Source organism: Pseudomonas sp. R32, assembly GCF_009866705.1.
GTDB lineage: Bacteria > Pseudomonadota > Gammaproteobacteria > Pseudomonadales > Pseudomonadaceae > Aquipseudomonas > Aquipseudomonas donghuensis.
Window position 1 is genome coordinate 2,459,082 of the sequence record NZ_CP019396.1, and the last position, 23,500, is coordinate 2,482,581.

Genomic DNA, 23,500 nt, shown 5'->3' on the forward strand with positions numbered 1-23,500 from the left:
TTCCTTCCTTGTGGCTTACCAGCTCCGACGTTTGATGCGAGTGAGCTCACTTTCCAGTTCGCTCAGCGCCTGATCGACAGGCTGCTCGCCCGCCAGCACGCCATGCACTCGATCGAAGAACGCATTGGAGACCCGTGGATAGCGATCGGCGGTTATTGAGGCGGGGCGCATCACCCCATCGTTGAGAATGCTGTGCAGCTGACTGTAATAAGGCATTGCCGCGAGCAGGTCGGGATCTTGATACAGCGACTCGATAACCGGGTTATAGGCGCCGACCAGGGCACGATGTTTCTGCTGCTGGGCACTGCTCAAGTAGCTCACTAACTCTGCGGCAAGTTTTGGGTGGGCGCTGTAACGCGATACTGCCAGGCCCCACCCGCCGAGGGTGGAGGCATGGGTGCCGGTTATGCCGCCACGGGGCAGGGGGGCGACCCCGACCTTGTCTTTTACGGCACTGTCCGGGCTTTGTACCAAGGCCCAGACATAAGGCCAGTTACGCATGAACAACGCATTTCCCGATTGGAATACGCCACGTCCTTCTTCCTCGGTGTAGTTGAGTACGCCTCGCGGGGAGATGTCTCCCACCCAGCTTTTCGCCAGGGTCAAAGCCGCTCTTGAGGCCTGAGTGTTGACCACGATGTCACCGCGTGGGTTGACCAGTCCGCCGTCCGGTTGGCTGCTGATCCACTCCAGCGCGTTACACGTCAGGCCCTCGTAGGCGCGTCCCTGAAAGATGTAACCCCAGGCATTGGGGTTCCCAGCAGTGCGCTCGGCCTGTTGAATATTCCTGGCGGTAGCGGTCATTTCCTCCCAGGTCTGGGGAACCTGCTGGTTGTACTTCTCGAGCAAGTCCTTGCGGTAATACAGCAGGCCCGAGTCGGTGAACCATGGCATCGTCACCAGCCGCCCGTTCACTGTGGCGTTATCCACCTGTGCCTGGAAGTAGCCCTGGGTAGCGTTGGCAGGAAGCACCTCGCGCAGATCCATCAGGTGTTTGGCCAGCATCCCCGGCCACACCATATCGATTTGGATGATGTCGATATCGGTGGACTGCGCACTGAGGATCTGTTGGTAGAACGACAGCCGCTCGGTCGCCGAATTAGGCGTGGAAACCACCTCGACGTTATTGCCGGTCTGTTTCGACCACGCTTCGACAGCCTCCTTGCAGAGTGCTAATTCCGCACCCACCGCACCGCACGAAATCGTCAAATCTGCTGCGCTCGAGGCGGATGGCAGTCCGGCGCAGAGGGTAATGAGTGCTGCTGGAAGGACAGATTTCAGCTGTTTCATTGCGTACCCTTTATTTTTGTTTTTAAAAAAGTTAACGTTAACATTGCCAAATGTAGCAGCGTCTTTGCGATGAGGCATCCTTTTTTTTACGTCGACCGCAACAAATCGAAACGCACGTAGAAAGGGCTGGTCGCAGGAGCAAACAATAAAAACAAGACAGGAAACCCACATGCAGAAAGCATCAAGCTGGCTACTTGCAGGTGTGCTCGGCACATCGGCTGCGACCTCTGAGGCCGCGACTCTGGAAGAACGCATGGCCGCGTTTGAAGCCCGTGCCAGCGCAGCGGAAAAGCGCGCAGCCGCAGCCGAACAGCAGACCCAAGCACTCGCCAGGGAATTGCAGCAGCTCAAACGTGCAACGCCCACCTTGCCGCCTGCGTCTACTTCGACAGCGATTGCGGCGCCCACGTTGGATGCCCGGGTTGCAACATTGGAAGCCCGTCAGCAAAGCATGGAGAAGCAGGGCAGCAGCGGACACCTTACTGACGGCTTCAGCTTCAAGGGCTACGCCCGTTCCGGACTGCTGATCAACGATGGACGTGGCGGTGGTCGTGGTGGCCCTTATACAACCCCTGCCGGTTCGGTCGGCGGGGCCGTCGGGCGACTCGGTAACGAAGACGACACCTACATGCGCATAGACCTCTCGAAAGAAGCCTATGCGCAAAACGGCACCCGTTCCAAATTCACGGTTTCTATCGCCGATGGAGTGGAAAGCTCCAACGACTGGACGGCCAATGAAAGTAACCTGAACGTGCGTCAGGTATTTGCAGAGCTCGACCATCTTGCTGCATTCAAGGGTAATTCAGTGTTTGAGAACGCCACCCTGTGGGCAGGCAAGCGATTCGACAGGGATAACTTCGACATCCACTGGCTGGACTCGGACGTCGTTTATCTGGCTGGCACCGGGGGTGGAATCTACGATATGCAGATGAACAAGCATTGGCGCTCGAATTATTCCTTGATCGGGCGTAACTACGGGGATTTCAGTGAAGGCGGTATCAACGCCGATGTGGAAAGCTACATCCTGACCTCTAACCAGTTCTTTGATAATGGTCAGTGGCAGTGGATGTTCAATGCCATTGGCTCAAAGAAAAACGACATTGGCACCCGCAGCAATGAAGCGGGCCTGACGCCTGCGGATTCAGGCTTGCACAGCATGCTGGCCAATCACCAGAAAAACTTTCTTGGCAGGGAAGGCTTCTTCAAAACGGCACTGCTCTATGGGCAAGGTCTGGGTGCAGAGGTCAAGAACATCGGCTCGGATGGCGAACTGATCGACGATGCCCGCGCTTTGCGTCTGGCGCTTTACGGTGAGACACCCATTGCACCTGGCTGGCGCATCGGTCCCAGCGTGCTGGCCGAACAAAGCAAGGACAGATACGTCAAGGGTGACGACTACCGTTGGATGACCCTGAACGTGCGCTTGGCCAATGAAATCAACAGCAATTTCGAGATGGCCTACGAAATGAGCTGGCAAACCATGGACCTCGATCCCAAGGGCTATATGCAACGTAATGCGGTCGACGGTAACTTCTGGAAATTCACGGTTGCCCCGACATTCAAACCTGATGTTGGAGACCTTCTCACACGTCCCGAGTTGCGCGTGTTCGCAAGTCTCATGAACTGGTCTTCGGATCTGGACAGATACAGCGCCACAGACAACTTCGGCACGACGGACTTCAACGCCGGAGGTGTATGGCAATACGGTATACAGATGGAAACCTGGTTTTAATATTTGAACGCGTCGGCCACCCCGCCTTCACGCATCGAACCCGGCTTTTCACCCTGCGTATTGAGTCATTGTTTACCGGTCAACGCTGATGAGCCTGCAGTTATCCCTACGATAAAAAACTGAGGAAATGACGATGGTATTGCCTCGCGCAGTAGTATTTGGCGAAGCCCTGACGGACCTTGTCCAAGGCACCCCTGGACAGTGGAAGGGCTACCCAGGTGGTGCTCCTTGGAACGTTGCACGAGCACTAGGTCGCTTGGGTGTTAGCAGCGCTTTTGCTGGGGCAGTGAGCAAAGATTCAATGGGCGACGAGATAGTCTCGCAGTCGAAAGCTGCAGGGCTGGATATGAACTTCATCCAACGGGTAGATCGAGATCCTTTGGTCGCCATTGTTCTATCGAGCCGTCCTCCACGTTACTTTTTTGCGGGAGATGCCGATCTTTTTTTCGATCCAGATCAGATGCCCGAAGGATGGCTCAACCACGCAGAGCTGTGCCACTTCAGTTGCATCAGTTTGGCTCGACAACCACTCGCAGACAGGCTGGTTAAAATTGCTCAGGAGGCCAAGGGCGCCGGTAAACGGATTAGCTATGATCCTAATTGGCGCACGTTAATGGATCGCCATTATCGGGAGCAGACCTTCACTACGATGACCACCCTTGCTGACATGATCAAGCTGTCCGACGAAGACCTCCGGCATATTTATCCAGGGCTGACCGAATACCAGGCAATGGATGAGCTGCGTGCTCTGAATTCTCAGGCGCAGATCCTTTTTACCCGAGGGGAACACGGGATGACTCTCCACACCCCGGACAGCCAACTCGATCAGCCAGCGATTGCCGTGGAAGTGGAAGACACGGTAGGAGCAGGAGATGCTTGTATGGCGGGTTGGCTGGCTGCGCAGATGCTGGGGATCGCAGACTTGAAAGAGCGCCTGCGATTTTCAGCGGCTTGCGCATCCATATCGTGCCGTCATGCCGGAGCCCATGCTCCTGCACTAGCTGATGTAGATGGTTTACTGAAGCTGCTAATGCATACCTGAGCATGGTTGCCGGCGCTGCAAGCGGGAGGCCAGATTCAAGATAAACAAACTGCGCTGGCTAGTCGTCGAAGGGTTTGTCATCAGTCACAGGTGAGCGATCGACCAGGTTGAACCAGCGGTTCCGCACGTCATACTCCTGAACCGGCCGGCCGCGGTGGGTCTCGATCTTCAGCACGCGGCGACTCAGCGCGGTTTCCGTGTTGGTTGCACCTGTCGATCGGCTGGCTTCGCCAAACCCTCCACGCAGCTTCCCAGCCTGACTCATGCGTTGCGCCAGGGATGATCACCCGTTGATTGCAGTCGCTCGAACGCAGATTGCCGCGAAAGCTGGCGGCGATCTCACCCGCAATCACCTGGTCGCGACCTCCCAGCAGATGCCGCTGGGGCAATGATTTCACCCGGTCCCGATAGGCCATCGGGTCCAGCGAACCGTTCAGCGGCGACAAGCCTTTGAGCTGTACCCATAAGCCTGGATCAAGATTGCCGGCGATGGTCTGGATCTGCGTGACATCGTCCCGTTGCCCGGCCAGCAGCACCGCCAACGCCGCGCCGCCCGAATACCCCACCAACTCGAACTCGCGATTGCCGAAGCGCTGTTTGAGCCGGTCCAGCGCCTGGCTGAGGCTGCTGACCACTTCCTGGGAGAAGCGCCGATCAGTCCACAGCGCAGAGCTACAGCCTGCTGCGGTGACGAACTGGCAAGGCCGTGCGAGATAGGCATTCGGGGTCGGGTCCTCAAGCGCCAGTCGTGCCACCAGCAGGTTGCGCGGGCTCGGATCAAGGCTGGGCTGAGTCGCCGTGGCCCAGGCATGGCCGTCGCCTTCCAGGTACACCCGCAGACGCTCGGTTGCACGCTGGTCAGGTGGTGCCAGCATGGCGAGCGGAAATGGCTGTCCCGGTACTACCTCCAGGTGTCGACCGTGCTGTTCAGCCAGTTGCTGCAGCGTTTGAAAGGAGGATTGGCAGGCACAGAGAAGGGCGCTGACCAGCAGCGCCCCCACGGTTCGACAGACGCCGGCCCACGGGCGTGGGCCGGCAAGGCGGTTGCTCATCAGAAGTCGTAACGGACTTTCGCCGAGAACACGTCGGCATCGAAGCCCGACTTGCCGATGTAGTCGTAGTTGACGCCCAGGGTCACCGCGCCCAGCTTGTAGTCGGCACCCACGCCGGCTTCGTAGCTGTTGCGTGCTGCCTTGGCACCGCTGGTCACGAACGGCGTGCTGCCGAGCAGGAAGGTCGAGGTGCTTTTCGCTTCGTCAGCGGCGAAGTCGTGATACGCCATCAGCTTGGCTTGCGGCTCCAGGGTACCGGCGCCCAGGGCGAAGCTGCCCGCCACACGCAGGCCGGCACCCAGCTCGATGGCTTCGTAACGCTGATCTTCGACCTTCAGTGCTGCCGAAGAGCCTTTCTCGCGGTAGCCGTCGATGTTCACCAGGCTGTAGCGTGCGGCCAGGCGTGGCTCAAGCAGTACCTGCGGGTTGATACGGTAGGTGTAGCCACCGATCAGGTTCAGGCCCAGCAGGTCGCTGTCGTAGTCAGCCTTGGCGCGAGTGCCGGCAATGTTGCGCTTGCTTTCGTTGTCGTTGAAGCCGTAGGTCAGGCTGGCATCAACGAAATAGTTACCCTGCTCGAACCCACCGTAGAGGGTAAAGGCATGGCTGTCGACTTCGGTCTGGTTGCCGCTTTTGCCGTTTACGTCGGTGTTGATGAAGCTGTACGCCAGGCCCAGGGTCAGGTTGTCGTTCAGCTTGCCATCGGCACCCACGGCGATACCGCGGCTGTAGGCGTTGTAGCCGGCCACGCCGTCGCGCAGGTCTTGCGAGGCATCGCTGTACAGCGACTGGACCCAGACACCGGCTTCCTTGAAGCCCTCGCCCGAGGAGGCGCCGCGCAGCGAGCTGGTGCGGCTGCCGGTGACGTTGCTCACCAGGTTCTGGCTGGTAGTGGCGGCCTGGGTCGCGCCGCCGTTGGTTTCCGGGGTCAGTTCCGAGGCCAGCTTGGCGACCTGGGCTTCATCGGCGTTGAGCAATGCCTGCTTGAACGGGTCGTTGTTGGCCAGCTTGCCGATCATGCCGTCGGCGGTCAGGCTGCCCAAGGCTTTCTGGCTGTTGGCCGAACCACCCTGGTTGGTGATGATCTGCTCGACTTCTTCCTTGCCCTTGCCGGTGACGACAGCCACCACCTGATTGTTGTCGACGGTGAAGCTGTCGACCTTGAGCAGCGCCGAGCTGCTGACCAGGTTGAGTTTGCCGTTCGGGTCGACGCTTTCGCCGTCGGCGCCCAGCAGCTCAATCTGGCCGGCTTCGATCAGTTTGTAGGTGCTGCCATTGGCGTTGAAGTCTTCGCCTTTGGCCGCCAGTTGCACCTGGGCGCCCTGGCCGAACTGGGTGGTGCCGGTGACTTTGAGCACGGCCGTGTTGGCGTCGGTGGCGCTGCTCAGGTTCAGGCCCAGGGCCGAATTGCCGGCGACGTACAGGTTGCCGTCGATGCTGGTGTGCGGGGCTTCGAGGGTCAGGGTGGTTTTCAGGTTGTCGCTGACGCTGCCGACATCGATCCAGCCGCCGTCTTTCATACGAATGTTGGCGCCGTCAGCCCGGCTGTCGGTACCGGTGAACGAGGTGTCGCCTTCGATCTCGATATTGCTCAGGTCGATCAGGTTGCCGACGATCACGCTGCCTTTGCGCAGGATCAGCTCGACCGGGCGGTTGCTTTCCGAGGCGTCGATGGCCTCGTCGGCAGAAATGATCGAACCGCTGTTGAAGATGTTGAAATCGCCTTCTTCTTTGTACCAGGGCTGGGCGCCCGGGCTGTCGAAGTCGCTGAAGCCGATGGCGATGGCGGCGTCTTCGGCGCGGATGGTGCCGGTGTTGACCAGGTGGTTGTTCATACCGGTGAAGCTGGCGCCGTCGATGCGGATACCCTCGGCGTCGTCGCCGTTGGCAATGATGGTGCCGTGGTTCTCGATGCCGGCCAGGTCGACCATGTCGGTGTACGCGCCCGAGCCGCTGGTGGTGGCGTCGATGCCGGTCGCGCCTGCGCCGGTGACTTCGATCAGGCCACGGTTGATGACCTTGCCGACGATCTCGCCGCCTTCAAGGTTGATGCCTTTGGCATCTTCACCCTTGGCGATGATCTTGCCGCTGGCGGCATTGAGCAGGTCGCCCTTGATCACCGAAGAGCCGGAGAAATCCACGGCGCGGGCGACATCGCGGCCGCCGTCGTCGTTCAGCGGCGCACCTTCTGCGTACAGCAGGCCTTCGTTGATGACGCTGCCGCCGATCTTCGCCGGGTCGATCATCAGCGCGTTGGCGCCGCCACCAATGGCAGAAATGCTGCCCTTGTTGATCACGTCGCCACCAACGCTGTTGGCGACCCACGGCTGCGTGCCTTCCCACACGTCCATGTCGACGCCGCCGGCGAAGTCGCCGGTGCTGTTGATGGTGGCATTGAGAATCAGGTCTTTCTCGATGCTCGAACCGTTGAGTTCGATGGCATCTTCAGCGCTGCGGCCGTTGTAGGCGCCGGTGATCTCGAGATTGCCGCTGTAGTGCTGGTGCTCGCTTTTAAAGCCGGCGTTGGTCAGCTGGACAGTGTCTGCGAAGGCGGGCAGGGCAGTGGTGGTTACGGCCAGGGCGAGCAGGGTCTTGCGAAACATCACGGGGGTCACGGTTCATTCCTTTAACGGCGTTTTAGGTGCTTCGCTTCCGTGCGGGGCTGGACCTCGTTGCGACAAAAAAGGTGGGGCCACGCAGAAGAGCGCGGCGATGGTAAATGAGTTGATGTCAAAATGATATTATTTGATTGCGTGACCGCTACTTGACCCGGAACGGTTGAGCCACCATGAACGCCACCGGCAACAGCGGTGCGGCGAGGATCATCAACACGCCATCAGCGGTGACGGTGACCGGCGTCAGCAGTACCTGGGTAACCTTGCTCTTTTCTCTGTAGGCCGACACCTGAAGGGTGTACGTGCTGTTCAGCGTATTGCCCTGAAAACCCGTGATGTCCTTGGCGGACTCAAACCGGCTGCCGCGGATTCTGTAGCGATGCAGCAGGGCGTCCTGCTGCGCCGACGCAACGAAGCCCAGCGCTTGTGCCTCGTTGAGCTCGTGTGGATCAAGTTGCCCAAGCCCGGGAATCTTGAGTACGAACTCGCCATCCAGGGTTTTAAACATGCCGACGTGGACTGGCAGAAACTCAGCCTGCATCTTTGCATGCAGCCCTGAGCGGATCGCCTGCAACAGTTCGGGTTCGACCAGGATGACGTAGTGGTATTTTTTGCCCAGTACCACAAGGCTCTTCTGGTCAGCCGTGACATAGAGCTGGCCAACCTGCTCTGTATAGACTTCATCGCTGGCCCGCGGCTCATACAGCGCGCTGGTCAGGCAGCCACTGATGCTGGCGCTGCTCAGCGCAGCCAATGCCAACAGTGTGGCCCTGAGCAACCTTGGCCGGGGCGAGGTCTTTTGCATGTTTGATCCATTCCATGGTGGGGTGGGGGGATCATAACCTGCAGCACGGCGACATCGCTGAAGAAACAGCGCAACACCGTCAACAAGGCAGGCCCGCCACCACAGCGGGCCTGCCAGGCGCGTCAAAGCGTGGGCATCTGCCCCACACGCCCCATCATTTCCGTCACGACTTGCAGGTCCAGCAGGAACTGCTCCACGGTCTTGAACTCGTTGTCGTTATGCCCGGTGTACTTGACGTCGGGCATGGCCAGGCCGAACTGCACGCCATTGGGCAGTTCATGCACCGAGGTGGCGCCAGCGGAGGTGCCGAACTCGTGCTTCATCCCCAGGTTCTCGCTGGCGACTGCCAGCAGCGCCTTGACCCATTCGCCCTCGGGGTTGCGGTACATCGGCTCGGCGATCGAGTAGTCGAAGGTCGGTGTGATGTGGCTCTGTTTGCTCCACGCATCCAGCTTGCCAGCGATTTCACTCTTCAGGGTTTGCGGGCTTTTGCCCTTCGGCACACGCAGGTTGACCGCCAGCTTCAAGGCTTTGTCGTCGAGGCCGACGTAGGTCAGCGAGGTGGTCAGCGGGCCCATGAATGTGTCCGCGAAACCGACTCCCAGCTTGCCCCCCAGGTAGTCCAGGCCCCAGTTGTCGGCGGCGTAGCGGGCGGCGTCGGTGATGTGGTTGTGCTTGAGCGCGACCTTGCCTTCGAGGCTGTTGAGGAAGTCGAGCATCCGCGCCACCGGGTTGACCCCGGACTCCGGCTCCGAGGAGTGCGCCGAGACCCCGGTGACGGTCAGTTTGACGTCCTTGCCGTCGACCTTGGCGCTTACCTCGAAGTTGCCGCCATTGGCCTTGGCATACTCAGCGCCGGCTTTTTGCAGGCTGGCAGCCAATTCGGCGGGCTTGTCGGTCACCAGGGTCGCCACCGAGGTGGACGGGATCTGGTTGGTGGCCAGGCCGCCGGTCAGCGCGATGATTTCAGCGCCTTTGCCTTCGCCTGCGCGCCGGGCAAAGCTGGCCATGACCGTGCCATAACCTTTCTCGGCGATCACCACCGGGTAGCCACCGTCCAGCGCCAGGTTGTAGTTGGGCGTCGGGTTGCGCTCGAAGTAATAGGGGATGGCGTCGCCGGTGGTCTCTTCGGTGGTGTCGACCAGCAGTTTGAAGTTGCGTGCCAGCGGCAGCTTTTCTTCCTTGATGATCTTCATCGCATACATCGCCACGACGATACCGTTTTTGTCGTCTTCGGTACCACGGCCGTACATGCGATCACCGATCAGGGTGACCTTGAACGGGGCGAGGCGGGTGCCGTCCTTGAGTACCCAGTTCTCCGGCGTCACCGGCACCACGTCGGCGTGGGCATGAATGCCGACCACTTCATCGCCTTGGCCTTCCAGGGAGATTTCATAGACACGGTTGTCGATGTTACGGAAGTTCAGGTTGAAGGCCTGGGCCAGGCCCTTGATCTTGTCGGCGATCTTGATGAACTCGGGGTTGTCGTGCTGGGCAACACCGTCGACGCGAAAGGTCGGAATGGCTACCAGTTCACGCAAGGTCTGGGTGGCCGCATCGCCGTACTTCACCCGCGCATAGATACCCAGCAGGCGATGGATTTCGTTCTGTTGTTCAGCTGTCAGCTGCTTGTTGCCGAGAAAGGCGGCGATGCTCTGGTCGAGCTTGTCGGCCTTGCCGAGTTCGCTTTTCGCCACACTGGCGAGGAACTGACGGAAATCCTTGACCGATGCGTCGCTGAAACTCTTGAGAATGGCCGCGCTCTGCTGCGCGGTGATGTTGGCATGGGCAGGCGAAGTGATGGATGCCAGGCCAGCCAGCATCAGGGTGGCCGCAGCCAGTTTTTTCAGGGCGAAATTCATTGCGGGGGGCATTCCTTTGCAGGCAAATAATGAGAAAGGATAGGTGCAACAAAACATTTCCAAGCTACCACCATGAGGGCCTGGTACGGGAGTCCCTGAAGTGGGATGTGTCGCACAGAAATGTAAAAGCGGCGCAGAAACGCAAAAGGCCCAGGGGGAGGACGCTTGTCGGCTGTGGCTGCTGTTCAGTCGCCGAGCAGCGCCAACGTCCGGGTGTCCGTCTTGCCGTCATAAAATTGCGTGAGCGCCCGCTGGAACAGCAGCGGCTCGGGCGCTACCCGGGCAAACAGGGTCAGGCAGGATCGCAGTTTGAGTTCGTCGGGGTGGCCAAGGATCTGCAACGCGCTTTTGTCCGGGTGCTGCAGCAGGGTTGCAACGCAGCGCTCCAGGCGTGGCCCCAACAGTTCATGCTGCAGGTAAGCCCGGGCTTCCTCGGCGCCGCTGATGGCGTAGCGCTCGGCGGTTTCGCTGTGCCCCAGGCCCCGCAGCTGCGGGAAGATGAACCACATCCAGTGGCTGGTCTTGCGAGCCGCCTGCAGCTCCTGCATAACCCGCTCATACACCGGCTCCTGGGCGTCGACGAAACGAGAGAGATTGAAGGGATCAGCCATGTTGTCGCTCCCTTGCAGCGTTGAATGTGCACTCACACAGGTCAGCATAGAGCAGGGCAGATTGCATTTCTTGTGTGGGGGCCGGCAATGAACGTTGGCTGCGCTTTGTTGATTGCCATCAACGCAGGCTACTGCCCGCCGCGCTAGTCTCCAGCCCAGTACCACACTCGCGCCGAGGCCCCGATGCTTTACCCGCTGCTGTTAACCCTGCACCTGTTCGCCGCAGTGATGTTCATCGGTACGGTGTTCTTCGAGCTGTTGTTTCTGGAGCACATCCGCAAACAGCTGCCGGCCAAACTCATGCTCTTGCTCGAACAGGCCATCGGCCAGCGCGCCCGGCAGTTGATGCCCTGGGTGTTGCTGGTACTGTTCGGCGCCGGGGTGGGGATGGTCTGGCAGCGTTACCTGCCGGTGCTGGCCGCGCCGCTGAGCTCGTCGTTCGGCACCTTGCTGCTGGTGAAGGTCATCGTTGCCGGTAGCGTACTGGTGCATTTTCTGATTGCCATGCTGCTGTTCAGGACCGGGCAGATGAGCAGCGGCCGGGTGAAGTTCATTCATCACAGCGTTTTCGCGCATCTGCTGCTGATTCTGGTGCTGGCCAAGGCCATGTTCTACCTGACCTGGTAGCCAGTCGCACGGCGCTTGATGCAAATCAAGGCCCCCCGGCCGCTCTGGGCAGACACTCAGGTTCCGCAGCCTGTCTCGGAGCCCTGCAATGCTCGATACTCTTCATCGCTACCCCGCGCAGATACCCCCGTATGGGCAGTGGCCGAGCGAGCCCAGGGGGCATGCCGATACCCGCAGGTTTCACGCCGGGATCGGTTCGCTGGACGTATTGCGTGCGCTGCGTGCCAGCCGCCAGCAACTGCGCCCGTTGTCCTTGAGCCTGCAAGTGCCGGCCGGGCTCGAGAATCTGGAGCAGGAGCGCTATCTGCACTGCCTGCGGCGGGAAATCGCCCTGGTGGGCTGTCACCTGAGTGCCGAGCAGCGCGTCGAGCAGTTCCAGCTGAGCGCTACCCGGCTGGACGCTGCAGCGTTGCAGCAATTGATGGCGCACCTGCGCAGGCGCTTTACCTTCCTTGAGCATGAGCTCGGTGACTACGGCGTCGAGGTCGATCTGCAGCACACCGATTGGGCGAGCATGGGCCTGTTGCGTGAGCTGGGCTTCAACCAGGTCAGCATCGGCGTGCCGGATTGCACATCGGACGGTGCGCTGTCGGCCGCGCGCTGGCAGAACCCGGCGCCGATTCACTCGCTGATCGATGCGGCGCGGACCTTTGATTTTCGCTCGGTCAGTGTCGACCTGGGCTACGGCCACGCCTGGCAGACCCCGGACAGCTTCGCCCGCAAGCTCGCCACCCTGATCGAGCTTGAGCCCGACCGCCTGCAGGTGTTCGATTACAGCCAACCGCCGCCACGCTATGCCCGCAGTGCCCGGCAAGCGCCCTGCAGCGAGCAGGACAAGGCGCAGATGCGGCGCATCTGTTTTGAGCAACTGTTACAGGCGGGCTACCAGCCCATCGGCCTGGGCCAGTTCGTGCGCGCCGACGACGACCTGGCCATCGCCCAGGAGCGCGGGCGACTGCGCCGCAATTGTCAGGGTTTTACCCGCCATGGTTACTGTGACCATGTCGGCTTCGGGCTGGGGGCGATCAGCCAGTTCGACGCGCTCTATGCGCAAAATGCGCTAACCCTGGCGCACTATCTGCAACAGCTGGGCAACGACCAGCTGGCCACCTGCCGCGGCTGGCGCTGCGAGGCCGACGACCAGGTGTGCCAGCGGGTAATGGAACGCCTGGCCTGTGATCTGGAGCTGGATATCCAGGCCATCGAAAGCCGCTATGGCCTGGACTTTCGCCAGCACTTCGCCAGCGCCTGGCGCCAGCTGGAGGCCATGAGCCGCGCCGGGCTGGTCGAGTTGGGCGCAGGTTACATCAGCATATTGCCCGCAGGCCGAGTGGAAGTGGATGCCATCTGCCAGTTGTTCGAACAGAGCAGCCCGGGGCTTTCCCTCCATCAGCAATGGGTCGATCACGATGCCAGCCTTTGAATTCAACCGCGCCCTGGTGCAAAAGTACGACCGTCCGGGCCCGCGCTACACCTCGTACCCGACCGCACCGCAGTTTCACCCGGCCTTTGCCCTCGATGACTACCTGCAGGCGGTGCAGGCCAGCAACCAGGCGCCGATGGCCAAACCGCTGTCGGCCTATATCCATATCCCGTTCTGCCAGAGCCTTTGCTATTACTGCGCCTGTAACAAGATCATCACCGGCAAGACACACCGCGCGGCCGAGTACCTGGGCTACCTGAAGCGGGAGATCGCTTTGCAGGGCGCGCTGTTCGAGCGCAGCCGCAAGCTGACCCAGCTGCACCTGGGCGGCGGCACGCCGACCTACCTGAGCAATGCGCAACTGGCCGAGTTGATGGATTGCCTGCACCAGGCCTTTAACCTCGATGACAGCGACGAGCACGAGTTTTCCATCGAGGTCGACCCGCGCACCGTCAGTACCGGGCAAATCCAGATGCTGCGCGGCCTGGGCTTTAATCGCCTGAGTTTCGGCGTGCAGGATTTCGATGCCGACGTGCAGGCCGCGGTCAATCGCCGGCAAAGCGAGGCGCAGATTTACGCCTTGGTCGCCGCCGCGCGCCACGCGCGCTTCAAGTCGATCAGCGTCGATCTGATCTATGGCCTGCCACTGCAAACGGTGCAGAGCTTCGACGTGACCCTGGAAAAGATCATCGCCCTGCGCCCGGACCGCATTGCCGCCTACAGCTACGCCCACCTGCCCGAGCAGGTCCGCGCCCAGCGGATGATCCGCCGCGAAGACATGCCGCCGCCGGAGCGCAAGCTGGAGCTGCTGGAGCTGACCATCCAGCGCCTGACTGAAGCCGGTTACGTGTACATCGGCATGGACCACTTTGCCTTGCCGGACGACGAACTGGCCCTGGCCCGCGCCAAGGGCACCCTGCAGCGTAATTTTCAGGGTTACTCGACCCACGCCGACTGCGACCTGATCGGCCTGGGCGTGTCGGCCATCGGCAAGGTCGGCGACAGTTACAGCCAGAGCGTCAAGCTGCTGTCGCAGTACTATGCGCGGCTCGACCAGGGCCTGTTGCCGATCCAGCGCGGCTACCGCCTGAACGCCGACGACCTGTTGCGCCGCGAGGTGATCAACCAGTTGATGTGCCATGGCCGTGTCGATTTCGCCACCTTCGAGGCGGCCCATGGCATCCGCTTCAACGACTACTTCGCCGAGGCCCTGGAGCAGTTGGCCGAGCAGGTGGATGACCAGTTGCTGGCGCTTGACCGGCACGCCTTGCAGTTGCTGCCCCAGGGCCACTTGATGATGCGCAACACCGCCATGGCCTTTGACGCCTACCTGGGCGGTGGGCGCAAAGGCCAGTTCTCGCGCACGGTTTAATGCGAGGTACCTTCGGCGAACTCGATCTTGTTGCCGACGTTGTACTTGCCCGAGGGCTTGTTCATCGGGATGCGCTTGAGCTCCTTGAGGGTCTGGCTGTCGTAGACGATCAGCGCGCCGTCGTTAGCCCAGATGCTCAGCAACAGGTAGCGGCCGTCGTGGCTGAACTCGACGTGGGCGGCGGTCTTGCCTGGTACCGGTCGCAGGGTGTGGGCGATCTCCAGGGTCTGCTTGTCGATCAGGTGGATGGCATCGTTGTCGGGGCCGAAGAATACATCGGTCCAGGCATAGGCCGAGTTGGCGTGGCTGCGCATGAAGAAGCCCGGGCCCAGGGTCGGGATCTCCTTGATCACGTTCCAGGTCTTGAGGTCGATCACCGAGATCAGCCCCTTGCTGATGTTCGGTGTGGCGAACACCCAGTCGCCGCCGCGTCGCCACCAGGTGCCGGAGCCCAGGTGCGGCATGCCGGGCAGGGCGATGCGGCTGAGCACCTGGCCGCTGTCAAGGTCGATCACCTGGCCGCCGTTGGCCTTGCGTGAGGTGGCCAGCAGCTGCCGGTAGTCCGGCGAGAAGGAGAAGTCGTCGAGAAAATCCTCGGCGGCAATGCGCCGCGGCACGAAGTCGGGCTGGCCGGCGCTGGACAGTTCCCACACCTCTTTCACGTCCTTGAGCGCAACGATGAAGCTGTCTCGCGGCGGCGCCGTGTACACCGCGCTGACCCGCGACGGCGTGCCGTCCTGGCCAACGGCGGCGATGGTTTTCACCGGCCTCAGGTCGCGGGCATCGAGCAGCACCAGGTTGCCCGGCAGGTAGTTGCCCACCAGCACCCAGCGCCCGTCCTTGCTCACCGCCAGGTTGCGGGTGTTGAGCCCGGTGCGCACTTCGGCGATCAGCTTGAGGTTGTGCAGGTCGTACTGGCTGACCCAGCCGTCGCGGGAGGCGAAGTAGACAAAGCGCCCGTCAGGGGAGAATTTCGGCCCACCATGCACGGCAAAGTGCGAGGCAAAACGGGCCAGTACGGTAAAGCGGTCGCCGTCGAGGATGTTGATGTGATGGTCGCCGGCTTCGACCACCACGAACAGGTTCAGCGGGTCGGCGCCGTGCTGGGGGGTGCCGGGCAGGCTGTCGATAGCGTTGAACACCTGGTGGCTGGCGCGGATCTCGCTGTCGCTCCAGGTCGGTGGCGTGGCCGGAGGCCGTTGCAGGTAGGCCACCAGGTCGTCGATCCGGGCTGCGCTCAATACCTGGGCAAAACCGTTCATCTGGCTGGCCGGGCGACCGCCGGTGATCACCTGGCGGATCTCGGCGGGTTTGATCCGGCTCAGGCTCTCCGGCAGCAGGGCCGGGCCGCTGGCACCGAAGCGATGGGTGCCATGGCACTGCTGGCAATGTTGTTGGTAGTCCGCGGCGGCCTGGTCAAGGGCCGGGCCGCCCTGGGCCGAAGCCATCCATAACCATGGGACAAGGGCCAGGGCTTTCATGGCGCGACCTCGGCGGCCAGCGCGGCACCGGCAAAGTGCGCCGGGTAGCGCAGCGCCTGCTCGGCGAACAGCCCGACCACCTGGCCGATCACCGTCAGCGTCGGCGTGGCGGCGGGGCATTGGCGGGCCAGCATTGGCAACTGCGCCAGGCTGCCGCGCAGCACCTGCTGATCGGCGCACGTGCCCTGGCTGATCAGCGCCGCCGGCGTGTCGGCGGCAAGCCCGGCGCCGATCAATTGCTCGGCGATCAGCCGCAGGTTGGACAGGCCCATGTAGAACACCAGGGTCTGGCTGCTGTCGGCCAGGTTATGCCAGGGTAGGTTGAGTTCGCCGTCGTGCTGCAAGTGGCCGGTGATAAAGCGGCAGGAGCTGACCAGGTCGCGGTGGGTCAGGGGGATGCCGGCATAGGCGCTGCAGCCGGCGGCGGCAGTGATGCCCGGCACCACCTGGCAATCGATGCCGTGCTGCAGGAGGTGATCGAGCTCTTCGGCGCCACGGCCGAAGATGAACGGGTCGCCACCCTTGAGCCGCACCACCCGCTGGCCCCGGGCCGCAAGGTCGACCAGCAACTGGTTGATCTGTGCCTGGGGCAGGCTGTGGTAGCCGCTGATCTTGCCGACGTAGTGGCGGCTGCAGGCGGTAGGGATCAGCGCCAGCAGTTCGCCGCTGATCAGCCGGTCGTACACCACGGCATCGGCCTGCATCAGCAGGCTCCAGGCGCGCAGGGTAAGCAGGCGCGGGTCACCGGGCCCGGCGCCGACCAGGGCGACTTCCCCGGGGTTGAAGGGCGAGTGCAGGGCGGCAGGTAGAACGGAGGCACAATGCATGAGGGCGTTCCTTGATCCATCATCAGGGGCGCCGGGTTGTCGCCTGTGTCGGCGGCTTGCCCGGTCAGGTTGTCAATGCGTGACGCAAGGAATGCAGGGGGGCGGCGGCAGGCCGATTTCTTCATCGCTCAGGTGGCAGCCGGGGTCCTGGCCCCAGAGGTCACCGGCGGCCCAGGCGCGGGTGCGGGTGTTGCCGTTGCAGATGCTCAGCCAGCGGCAGGCGGCGCAGCGCCCGGTCACCGCCCGGGGATGCTCGCGCAGGCGCAGCAGCAGAGGGTCGGGCTGTTCCAGCCACAGGGTGCGGAACGGCGTGCGGCGTACATTGCCCACCGAGTGCTGCCACCAGTAGGTGTCGGGGTGCACCTCGCCGGTGTTGTCGATATTGGCGATGGCGCAGCCTGAGGCATTGCCGCCCCAGGCGCGCAGCATCTGTTCCAGTTGCGCGTAGTGTTCGGGCAGGCGACGCGCGGTCCATTGCAGCAAGAGGATGGCATCGGCATCGTTGTTGCCGCTGACGAAGTCGCTGTCGCGCCCGTGCTGGATATCATCCCAGGCCTGGTCGAACAGCAGGTTCATCGCCTCGCGGCTCATCTGCTGCAGTGCGTCGAGCTTGCGGCTGCGTTTGCCGCGGCCGCTGTAGTTCAGGTGCGAGAGGTAAAACTTGTGCACGTCACAGTCGCGCATCAACGCCAGCAGCTGCGGCAATTGCGCGTGGTTGTCCTGGGTCAGGGTGGTGCGCATGCCGACCCGAATACCGTGTTCGCGGCACAGGCGCATAGCCTTCAGTGAACGGGCGAAGCTGCCGTTGAGCTGGCGAAAGGCATCGTGGGTGGCCTCAAGGCCATCGATGCTGATGCCGACGTAATCGAAGCGGGCCGCGCGCACCTGGGCAATGTTGCCTTCATCGATCAGCGTGCCGTTGCTCGACAGGGCGACGAACATGCCTTTGTCGCGGGCATGGGCGCTGAGCAGGAACAGGTCGCCGCGCAGCAGCGGCTCGCCGCCGGAGAGGATCAGCACCTTGACCCCGGCCTCGGCCAGGTCGTCGATTACCTGCAGGGCCGCTTCGGTGTCCAGCTCGTCGCGAAACGCGCTATCGGCCGAGGTGGCGTAGCAGTGCTTGCACGTCAGGTTGCAACGGCGCAGAAGATTCCAGATCACCACCGGCGGGCGCGTGCTGCCCGCCGGGCTGGTACGAGGGGCCGGGCTGTGGCCGGCCAGGGTGCGCAGGTAGTGGCTGATCCTCAACATGCAACGCTCCTTGGTTCAGGGGCCGGTGGGTAGGCGTAAACCGGTTTTTTTCAGAATGCGGCTGCTCACCAGCATGTCGTCGGCCCGGCAGGCATCGCCCAGCAGGTAGCGCAGGTGCTCGCGGTAGCTGTTGATTTCAGCGCTGCTGCGGCCATGGACCATGGCGAACAGGTTGTAGCGCCAGTCGCCGCTGCGCGGGCGCTGGTAGCAGTGGCTGACGAAGGGCTGGGCGCCGATCAGCCGGCCCAGGCGGGGCATCTGCGAATCGTCGACATCCCAGACGGTCATGCCGTTGCAGCAATAGCCCAGGCGGTAGTGGTTGGGCACCGCAGCGATACGGCGGATGGCGCCGTCGGCCTGCAGGCGCTTGAGCAGCGCCAGGGTCGCCTCGACGCTCAGCTGTAACTGTTCGGCCAGCCAGGCCCATGGGTCGTCGACCAGCGGCAGGCCGGCCTGGGTCAGTTCCACCAGGCGCAGGGCCAGGGCCTGTTCAGACCGGGAAGTACAAGCCGACATGGTAAGTCTGCTCCTTGGGCAGGTTCAGTGGGGCCAGGCCGGTGCCCTGTTCGATGCGCCGTAGCGCGTCGTTGAGGGCTTCGAGGCTGGCGCAGCCGAGCACGAACCACATGTTCCAGGGGTGTTCGCGTCGGTAGTTGTGGGCGACTTCAGGCATGGCCGCAAGTACCGCGGCGACGGCCTCGAAGCGCGCCTCGGGGACCTTCAGCGCCGCCAGGGTAAAGGCACCACCCAGGCGCTCGATGTCGAACATCGGCCCAAAGCGGGTCAGGGTGCCGTCGTCGAGCAGGCGTTGCAGGCGTTCGCGCAGCTGCTCGCTGCTGCTGCCCAGCTCCTCGGCCAGCACCTGCCAGGGCTGAGGCACCAGCGGCAGGCCCAGTTGCAGGCGGTTGATCAGGCGACGGTCGAGTTCATCCATGGGGGCGGGCTCCAACAGGGGCGAAGCGGCCGCCGCATTGTTTGAACGCCTGGGTGCTGAACAGCAGTTGATAGGGCAGGTCGCTGAGCTGGTGCCGTTCGAGCAACCCTGCGATCTGCGCCTCGACCCGCTCGCGCTGGCGGCCATGGACCATGCAGAACAGGTTGTAGCGCCACTGCGGCAAGCGCCGCGGCCGCTGGTAGCAGAGGCTGACCTGCGGCTCGCGCCCCAGGCGCTGGCCGACTTCGTCGATCAGCGCATCGGGGATGTCCAGCACCAGCATGGCGTTGGCGGTAAAGCCCAGGGCGCGGTGATTGAGCACCAGGCCCAGGCGGCGGAACAGGCCTTGCTGCTGCCACTGGTCGAGCTGCGCCAATACCTGCTGCTCTTGGGCACCGATCTGCTGCGCCAGGGCCTGGTAAGGCCGGGGCAGCAACGGCAGGCCGCTTTCGAGCAACCGTCGCAGGGCCAGGCGCTGCGTGGAATCGAGCGGGCAACTCATGGTGCGTCTCCCAGGGCGAAGCCCAGGTCGATGCGGTAGGCGGTGAGCATCGGCAGGTCCAGCGGGGTCAGGCCGGTGTCGGCTTCCAGTTCGTCGAGCACCCGCTGCAGGTGCGGGCGGTCCGGCCCGGTCAGCACGAACCAGAGGTTGTAGTGATGCTCGCGGGCATAGTTGTGGTTGACCTCGGGGTACTGGCTGACGCGTTCGGCCACCTGTTGCAGGCGTTCGGCAGGCACGGCCAAGGCAGCCAGGGTGCTGGCGCCGGCGCGGTGGTGATCGAACACCGGGCCGATGCGCGACAGGCTGCCGCGCTCGGCCATCTGCTGCAGGCAGGCAATCACCTGCGCTTCGCTGCAGTCCAGCACCTGGGCCATCTCAAGGTAGGGCTCGGCGCAGATCGGCATGCCATGCTGGAAACGTTCGATCAGGCGCTGTTCAAGGGCGAGTAGCGGCATCTCAGTACCCCATCTGCTGGGCGCGGCTGCTAAAGAAGATGCCACTGGGGGCCGCGGCCGGCAGGGTGGCGAGGCGCTTGAGGCTGTACGGGTCCCAGACCTGCACCTGGTTGCCGTCACGTACCGACAGCCACAGCTGGTCGCCGCGGGCGGTGAACTCCATGTGCAGCACGGCGGGGCCTGGCTTGAGGTCGGCGACCAGGGCGTGGCTCTCGGTATCGATGACCTGCACCCGGTCGTTGTCCGGGTAGGCAAAGTTGACCCACAGCTGGCGTCCGTCCGGGCGCGCGGTGACAAACACCGGTTGCCCGGCGACGGCGATGGCGTCGGTCTGCTGCCAGGTGCGGGCATCCATCACCAGTACCTGATGGCGTCCCACCGCCGGGACGAAGGCCTGGTTGTCGGCCAGCGCCCAGCCTTCCAGGTGCGGCATCTTGTACACCGGCAGTTTTTCCTGGCCGCGACCATAGTCGCCGAGCACGCGCTTGACCCCGCGCTCAGGGTGCCAGAGGTCAAGCTGGGCCATGCCGTCTTCGCCGAACAGGCCGGCCATGTAATAGCGGCCATCGGCGCTGATCAGCGCGTCGTAGGGCTGCTGGCCGATATTGGCAAAGCGGGTGATCTTCGGCGTGTTGCCCAGGCTGAAATCGGCACTCCAGATCTCGCCGCTGTCGAACAGGCTGAACACGAAGCGCTGGCCGGGCGCGTCCACCAGGCCGACCACCCGCGAGCGCTTTTTACCGTCGGCGAGCAGGGTGGCGGGAATGTCCGCGACCAGTTCCAGGCTGTGCGCATCGAAGACCTTGACCCCGCCGGGCACATAGTTGGACACCGCGATCAGCTTGCCGTCCTGGCTGATCGCACCGCCGATGCTGTTGCCGCCTTGGATCAGGCGTTTGTCGATGCGTTGTTCGAGCAGGTCGAGCTTGCTCAGGCCGCCGTCGCGGCCGAACACGTAGGCATAACGTTGATCGCGGGAAAACACCGCCGAGGCATGGGACAAATCGCCCAGCCCGTCGATCCGCGCCAGGGCCTTGCCCGCGGTGCTTTCGATGATTTGCACGCTACCGCTGGCGCGCTCCACCACCAGGCCCAGGTCGCCACTGCCGCGCGGCGGCGCCTGGGTACAGGCGGACACCAGCAGTGCGCAGGTGGCGGGTATCAGTACGCGTCGGATCATGGGGCGGGGGCTCCTTGCACAAGGTGATCGACCAGCCAACCGATGTCGTCGGCGCTCAACAGCGCCTCCCAGGCGGGCATGGCGGTGCCGGGGCGGCCCAGGCGCACGGTAGCGATCAGGCCGTCACGGGGTTTGCCGGCCAGGGCCGCCGGGGTCAGTTCCGGGCCCAGGCCGCCGGTCAGGTGCAGGCCATGGCAGGCGCCGCAGTCCTGGGCCAGCAGGTGTTTGAGCTGCGCCTGGCGCAGGGCGTCAGGCGCGCTGAAAACGGGGGGGCAGAGCAGGAGGGCCGCCAGGCACATAACAGCGCGGTGAGTTTTCATGACGCCCTCCTTGGGTGGGTTACTTGAGGCTCAAGACCCAGTTGGCCAACTGTTTTGCTTCATCATCACTGACCGCATTGGCCGGCATCGGGATCGGCCCCCAGTTGCCTTGGGTACCGTTCTTGATATGGCTGGCCAGGGTGTCGGCGGCGCCACTGACGCCGGCGTTCTTGGCCGCCACGTCCTTGAGCGCCGGGCCTACCAGCTTGGCGTCGACGGCATGGCAGGCAACGCAGGACTTGCTCTGGAACAGCGCCAGCCCGTCATCGGCCAGGGCCGTTTGCAGGCTCAACGCAGCGGCCAGGGTGCACAGTGACAGCAGGGTATTTTTCATGACGACTCCTTGCGTTGATGAAGCTCAATAAATGTCGTGTTGGGTGTTGTAGACATTGAACTTGCCGGTTGGCGTGATCAGCCGCTTGTCCTTGATCACCTGCTTGAGCGCCAGGGTCTTGTCGTCGATCACCACCAGCGCCGACTCTTCGGTCTGGCCGTTCCATACCGAGAACCACACCTCGTCACCGGCCTTGTTGTATTCGGGCTGGACCACGCGCAGGGCGCCTTGCTTGATCCCCGAGTACTCGGCGATCGGCAGCACCTTGTAGCCGGCGTCGAGCTTGTCGATGTCGAACACCGCCACCGACTGGCTGAGCTTGGCGTCCGGGTTGAGGGTGGTATCGACGTACAGGTGGCGCGAGTCGGGGTGGGTCTTGATGAACAGCGAGCCGCCGCCCTGGCCCTTGAGCGAGCCGACCTGTTTCCAGGCGTACTGCGGGTGCTTGAGCGGGTCGGTGCCGATCATCGAGATGCCGGCATCGCCCAGGTGGCTGGTGGCCCACACCGGGCCGAACTGCGGGTGCACGAAGTTGGCGCCACGGCCGGGGTGCGGAGTCTTGCCGACGTCGACCAGGGCAGTCAGGCGGCGCTCCTTGGAGTCGATCACCGCGACCTTGTTGGCGTTGTTGGCCGCCGTCATGAAGTAGCGGTGGCTGCTGTCCCAGCCGCCGTCATGCAGGAACGGCGCCGCGTCGATGCTGGTGATGGTGAGGTTCTTGATGTCTTCGTAGTTGACCAGCATGACCTTGCCGGTTTCCTTGACGTTGACGATGAACTCCGGCCATTCGTGGGAGGCGATGATCGCCGCCACTCGTGGCTCGGGGTGGTACTCCTGCTTGTCGACGGTCATGCCGCGGGTCGAGACGATCTGCTTGGGCTCCAGGGTCTCGCCGTCCATGATGGTGAACTGCGGCGGCCAGTAGGAACCGGCGATGGTGTACTTGTCTTCGAAGCCCTTGAACTTGGAGGTCTCCACCGAGCGCGCCTCGATGCCGACCTTGATCTCGGCGACCTTGGTCGGCTCTTTGGGCCACAGGTCGATCATGTCGATGCGCGCGTCGCGGCCGATCACCAGCAGGTAACGGCCGGACGCCGAGATCCGTGAGATGTGCACGGCGTAGCCGGTCTCGATGAGCTTGACGATCTGCTTGCTGTCGCCATCGATCAGGGCGATCTTGCCGTCGTCGCGCAGGGTCACCGAGAACAGGTTCTGCAGGTTGAGCGTACTCAGCTGGCGGGTAGGGCGGTCTTCGGGCTTGACCAGCAGCTTCCAGGTGTTGCGGGTTTCGGCCATGCCCCATTCCGGCGGCGTTGGCGGGGTGTGCTGGATGAACTGGGCCATGCTGGTGATCTGCGCCTTGGTCAGCGCGTTGGAGGTGCCCCAGTTCGGCATGCCGGCTGGCGAGCCATAGCTGATCAACGCTTCCAGGTAGGCCTGGCCACGGGCCTGGGTGATGTCCGGGGTCAGCGGCTTGCCGGTGGCGCCCTTGCGCAGCACGCCATGACAACCGGCGCAGCGCTGGAAGTAGATCTCCTTGGCGGCATCGAAATCGGCCTGGGTCATGTCCGGCGCGCCGGCCGTGGTGACCATGGCCGGTTGCGCGGCAGCGCTTTTCTGCTCGGCGCCGACGCTGGTGGGCAACGCCAGCGCCAGCGCCGAACAGAGGCTGGCGAGGCTCAGGGCAAAGGTTTTTCGATTACTGATCAGCATTCCTTCTCTCCTCAGGCTAGACCTTTGCGATGTGCTGGAACGCCAGGACAGAGCGCAGGTTCTTGGTGCCGG

Annotated in this window: 22 protein-coding genes; 5 read left to right on the forward strand and 17 right to left on the reverse strand. The window is 62.9% G+C overall.

The window, feature by feature from the left end; genetic code table 11:
• Positions 1–15: 15 nt before the first annotated feature.
• Positions 16–1,290, reverse strand: a complete 1,275-nt coding sequence (locus PspR32_RS11440) for an ABC transporter substrate-binding protein (protein WP_159388501.1) — start codon at positions 1,288–1,290, stop codon at positions 16–18.
• Between the two features lie 169 nt (positions 1,291–1,459).
• Between PspR32_RS11440 and PspR32_RS11445 the strand changes: the two genes are divergently transcribed.
• Positions 1,460–3,022 (forward strand): carbohydrate porin, encoded by a 1,563-nt coding sequence (locus PspR32_RS11445; protein ID WP_036995896.1) that lies wholly within the window; start codon positions 1,460–1,462, stop codon positions 3,020–3,022.
• Positions 3,023–3,155: 133 nt separating this feature from the next.
• Complete coding sequence (locus PspR32_RS11450; protein WP_036995895.1) at positions 3,156–4,064, forward strand: carbohydrate kinase family protein; 909 nt, start codon at positions 3,156–3,158, stop codon at positions 4,062–4,064.
• Positions 4,065–4,192: 128 nt separating this feature from the next.
• Here the strand turns inward: PspR32_RS11450 and PspR32_RS11455 are convergent, their stop codons facing one another.
• The 5 genes from PspR32_RS11455 to PspR32_RS11475 form a co-directional block, all read right to left on the reverse strand.
• A complete protein-coding gene (locus PspR32_RS11455; protein WP_010221897.1) occupies positions 4,193–5,116 on the reverse strand; it encodes a hypothetical protein in 924 nt (307 codons plus the stop codon).
• Positions 5,116–7,731: an autotransporter outer membrane beta-barrel domain-containing protein gene (locus tag PspR32_RS11460; RefSeq protein WP_442967008.1), complete on the reverse strand. Its 2,616-nt coding sequence runs from the start codon at positions 7,729–7,731 to the stop codon at positions 5,116–5,118. Before PspR32_RS11460 ends, PspR32_RS11455 begins: the two co-directional genes overlap by 1 nt.
• Positions 7,732–7,876: 145 nt before the next feature.
• Positions 7,877–8,662 carry a hypothetical protein gene (locus PspR32_RS11465; protein WP_232531842.1) on the reverse strand — a complete coding sequence of 262 codons (786 nt, stop codon included), beginning with the start codon at positions 8,660–8,662 and terminating at the stop codon, positions 7,877–7,879.
• Positions 8,659–10,398 carry a dipeptidase gene (locus PspR32_RS11470; protein WP_159388502.1) on the reverse strand — a complete coding sequence of 580 codons (1,740 nt, stop codon included), beginning with the start codon at positions 10,396–10,398 and terminating at the stop codon, positions 8,659–8,661. The genes PspR32_RS11465 and PspR32_RS11470 overlap by 4 nt, the downstream gene beginning before the upstream one ends.
• Positions 10,399–10,583: 185 nt before the next feature.
• A complete protein-coding gene (locus PspR32_RS11475) occupies positions 10,584–11,009 on the reverse strand; it encodes a DUF1810 domain-containing protein (protein WP_010221902.1) in 426 nt (141 codons plus the stop codon).
• A 183-nt stretch (positions 11,010–11,192) separates the two neighbouring features.
• On the opposite strand from PspR32_RS11475, the gene PspR32_RS11480 reads away from it, so the two are divergent.
• The 3 genes from PspR32_RS11480 (at position 11,193) to hemN (ending at position 14,431) form a co-directional block, all read left to right on the forward strand.
• Positions 11,193–11,636 (forward strand): CopD family copper resistance protein, encoded by a 444-nt coding sequence (locus tag PspR32_RS11480; RefSeq protein ID WP_010221903.1) that lies wholly within the window; start codon positions 11,193–11,195, stop codon positions 11,634–11,636.
• Between the two features lie 88 nt (positions 11,637–11,724).
• Positions 11,725–13,059 (forward strand): hypothetical protein, encoded by a 1,335-nt coding sequence (locus PspR32_RS11485; RefSeq protein ID WP_051636777.1) that lies wholly within the window; start codon positions 11,725–11,727, stop codon positions 13,057–13,059.
• Positions 13,046–14,431 carry an oxygen-independent coproporphyrinogen III oxidase gene (hemN, locus tag PspR32_RS11490; protein WP_010221905.1) on the forward strand — a complete coding sequence of 462 codons (1,386 nt, stop codon included), beginning with the start codon at positions 13,046–13,048 and terminating at the stop codon, positions 14,429–14,431. Before PspR32_RS11485 ends, hemN begins: the two co-directional genes overlap by 14 nt.
• Here hemN and PspR32_RS11495 read toward each other — a convergent pair.
• The 11 genes from PspR32_RS11495 to PspR32_RS11545 form a co-directional block, all read right to left on the reverse strand.
• Positions 14,428–15,912 (reverse strand): nitrite reductase, encoded by a 1,485-nt coding sequence (locus PspR32_RS11495; RefSeq protein WP_159388503.1) that lies wholly within the window; start codon positions 15,910–15,912, stop codon positions 14,428–14,430. The two genes, hemN and PspR32_RS11495, sit on opposite strands and share 4 nt — an antisense overlap.
• Positions 15,909–16,739 (reverse strand): uroporphyrinogen-III C-methyltransferase, encoded by an 831-nt coding sequence (gene cobA, locus PspR32_RS11500; protein ID WP_159388504.1) that lies wholly within the window; start codon positions 16,737–16,739, stop codon positions 15,909–15,911. The genes PspR32_RS11495 and cobA overlap by 4 nt, the downstream gene beginning before the upstream one ends.
• Before the next feature lie 72 nt (positions 16,740–16,811).
• Positions 16,812–17,990: a heme d1 biosynthesis radical SAM protein NirJ gene (nirJ, locus tag PspR32_RS11505; RefSeq protein ID WP_159388505.1), complete on the reverse strand. Its 1,179-nt coding sequence runs from the start codon at positions 17,988–17,990 to the stop codon at positions 16,812–16,814.
• Between the two features lie 15 nt (positions 17,991–18,005).
• Positions 18,006–18,506 carry a siroheme decarboxylase subunit beta gene (gene ahbB, locus PspR32_RS11510; protein WP_159388506.1) on the reverse strand — a complete coding sequence of 167 codons (501 nt, stop codon included), beginning with the start codon at positions 18,504–18,506 and terminating at the stop codon, positions 18,006–18,008.
• Positions 18,481–18,924 carry an Lrp/AsnC family transcriptional regulator gene (locus PspR32_RS11515; protein ID WP_100782680.1) on the reverse strand — a complete coding sequence of 148 codons (444 nt, stop codon included), beginning with the start codon at positions 18,922–18,924 and terminating at the stop codon, positions 18,481–18,483. Before PspR32_RS11515 ends, ahbB (PspR32_RS11510) begins: the two co-directional genes overlap by 26 nt.
• Complete coding sequence (gene ahbB, locus PspR32_RS11520; protein ID WP_010221912.1) at positions 18,917–19,426, reverse strand: siroheme decarboxylase subunit beta; 510 nt, start codon at positions 19,424–19,426, stop codon at positions 18,917–18,919. Before ahbB (PspR32_RS11520) ends, PspR32_RS11515 begins: the two co-directional genes overlap by 8 nt.
• Positions 19,423–19,881 carry an Lrp/AsnC family transcriptional regulator gene (locus tag PspR32_RS11525; RefSeq protein WP_010221913.1) on the reverse strand — a complete coding sequence of 153 codons (459 nt, stop codon included), beginning with the start codon at positions 19,879–19,881 and terminating at the stop codon, positions 19,423–19,425. Before PspR32_RS11525 ends, ahbB (PspR32_RS11520) begins: the two co-directional genes overlap by 4 nt.
• A 1-nt stretch (position 19,882) precedes the next feature.
• Positions 19,883–21,061: a cytochrome D1 domain-containing protein gene (locus PspR32_RS11530; protein WP_159388507.1), complete on the reverse strand. Its 1,179-nt coding sequence runs from the start codon at positions 21,059–21,061 to the stop codon at positions 19,883–19,885.
• Positions 21,058–21,381: a c-type cytochrome gene (locus PspR32_RS11535; RefSeq protein ID WP_010221915.1), complete on the reverse strand. Its 324-nt coding sequence runs from the start codon at positions 21,379–21,381 to the stop codon at positions 21,058–21,060. Before PspR32_RS11535 ends, PspR32_RS11530 begins: the two co-directional genes overlap by 4 nt.
• 19 nt (positions 21,382–21,400) lie before the next feature.
• Positions 21,401–21,715, reverse strand: coding sequence for a c-type cytochrome (locus tag PspR32_RS11540; protein ID WP_010221916.1), 315 nt, complete (start codon positions 21,713–21,715; stop codon positions 21,401–21,403).
• A 24-nt stretch (positions 21,716–21,739) separates the two neighbouring features.
• On the reverse strand, positions 21,740–23,428 hold the full coding sequence (locus PspR32_RS11545) for a nitrite reductase (protein WP_010221917.1): 1,689 nt from the start codon (positions 23,426–23,428) through the stop codon (positions 21,740–21,742).
• Between the last annotated feature and the right edge of the window lie 72 nt (positions 23,429–23,500).

Excerpts from the sequence above, each read along its gene's own strand:
- hemN (WP_010221905.1), top strand. The coding sequence starts at position 13,046 with ATGCCAGCCTTTGAATTCAACCGCGCCCTGGTGCAAAAGTACGACCGT.
- PspR32_RS11440 (WP_159388501.1), bottom strand. The coding sequence starts at position 1,290 with ATGAAACAGCTGAAATCTGTCCTTCCAGCAGCACTCATTACCCTCTGC.
- PspR32_RS11495 (WP_159388503.1), bottom strand. The coding sequence starts at position 15,912 with ATGAAAGCCCTGGCCCTTGTCCCATGGTTATGGATGGCTTCGGCCCAG.
- ahbB (WP_159388506.1), bottom strand. The coding sequence starts at position 18,506 with ATGTCGGCTTGTACTTCCCGGTCTGAACAGGCCCTGGCCCTGCGCCTG.
- PspR32_RS11535 (WP_010221915.1), bottom strand. The coding sequence starts at position 21,381 with ATGAAAACTCACCGCGCTGTTATGTGCCTGGCGGCCCTCCTGCTCTGC.
- cobA (WP_159388504.1), bottom strand. The coding sequence starts at position 16,739 with ATGCATTGTGCCTCCGTTCTACCTGCCGCCCTGCACTCGCCCTTCAAC.
- PspR32_RS11545 (WP_010221917.1), bottom strand. The coding sequence starts at position 23,428 with ATGCTGATCAGTAATCGAAAAACCTTTGCCCTGAGCCTCGCCAGCCTC.
- PspR32_RS11515 (WP_100782680.1), bottom strand. The coding sequence starts at position 18,924 with ATGGATGAACTCGACCGTCGCCTGATCAACCGCCTGCAACTGGGCCTG.
- PspR32_RS11485 (WP_051636777.1), top strand. The coding sequence starts at position 11,725 with ATGCTCGATACTCTTCATCGCTACCCCGCGCAGATACCCCCGTATGGG.
- PspR32_RS11455 (WP_010221897.1), bottom strand. The coding sequence starts at position 5,116 with ATGAGCAACCGCCTTGCCGGCCCACGCCCGTGGGCCGGCGTCTGTCGA.
- PspR32_RS11540 (WP_010221916.1), bottom strand. The coding sequence starts at position 21,715 with ATGAAAAATACCCTGCTGTCACTGTGCACCCTGGCCGCTGCGTTGAGC.
- ahbB (WP_010221912.1), bottom strand. The coding sequence starts at position 19,426 with ATGAGTTGCCCGCTCGATTCCACGCAGCGCCTGGCCCTGCGACGGTTG.
- PspR32_RS11480 (WP_010221903.1), top strand. The coding sequence starts at position 11,193 with ATGCTTTACCCGCTGCTGTTAACCCTGCACCTGTTCGCCGCAGTGATG.
- PspR32_RS11445 (WP_036995896.1), top strand. The coding sequence starts at position 1,460 with ATGCAGAAAGCATCAAGCTGGCTACTTGCAGGTGTGCTCGGCACATCG.
- PspR32_RS11530 (WP_159388507.1), bottom strand. The coding sequence starts at position 21,061 with ATGATCCGACGCGTACTGATACCCGCCACCTGCGCACTGCTGGTGTCC.
- nirJ (WP_159388505.1), bottom strand. The coding sequence starts at position 17,990 with ATGTTGAGGATCAGCCACTACCTGCGCACCCTGGCCGGCCACAGCCCG.
- PspR32_RS11475 (WP_010221902.1), bottom strand. The coding sequence starts at position 11,009 with ATGGCTGATCCCTTCAATCTCTCTCGTTTCGTCGACGCCCAGGAGCCG.
- PspR32_RS11525 (WP_010221913.1), bottom strand. The coding sequence starts at position 19,881 with ATGCCGCTACTCGCCCTTGAACAGCGCCTGATCGAACGTTTCCAGCAT.
- PspR32_RS11470 (WP_159388502.1), bottom strand. The coding sequence starts at position 10,398 with ATGAATTTCGCCCTGAAAAAACTGGCTGCGGCCACCCTGATGCTGGCT.
- PspR32_RS11450 (WP_036995895.1), top strand. The coding sequence starts at position 3,156 with ATGGTATTGCCTCGCGCAGTAGTATTTGGCGAAGCCCTGACGGACCTT.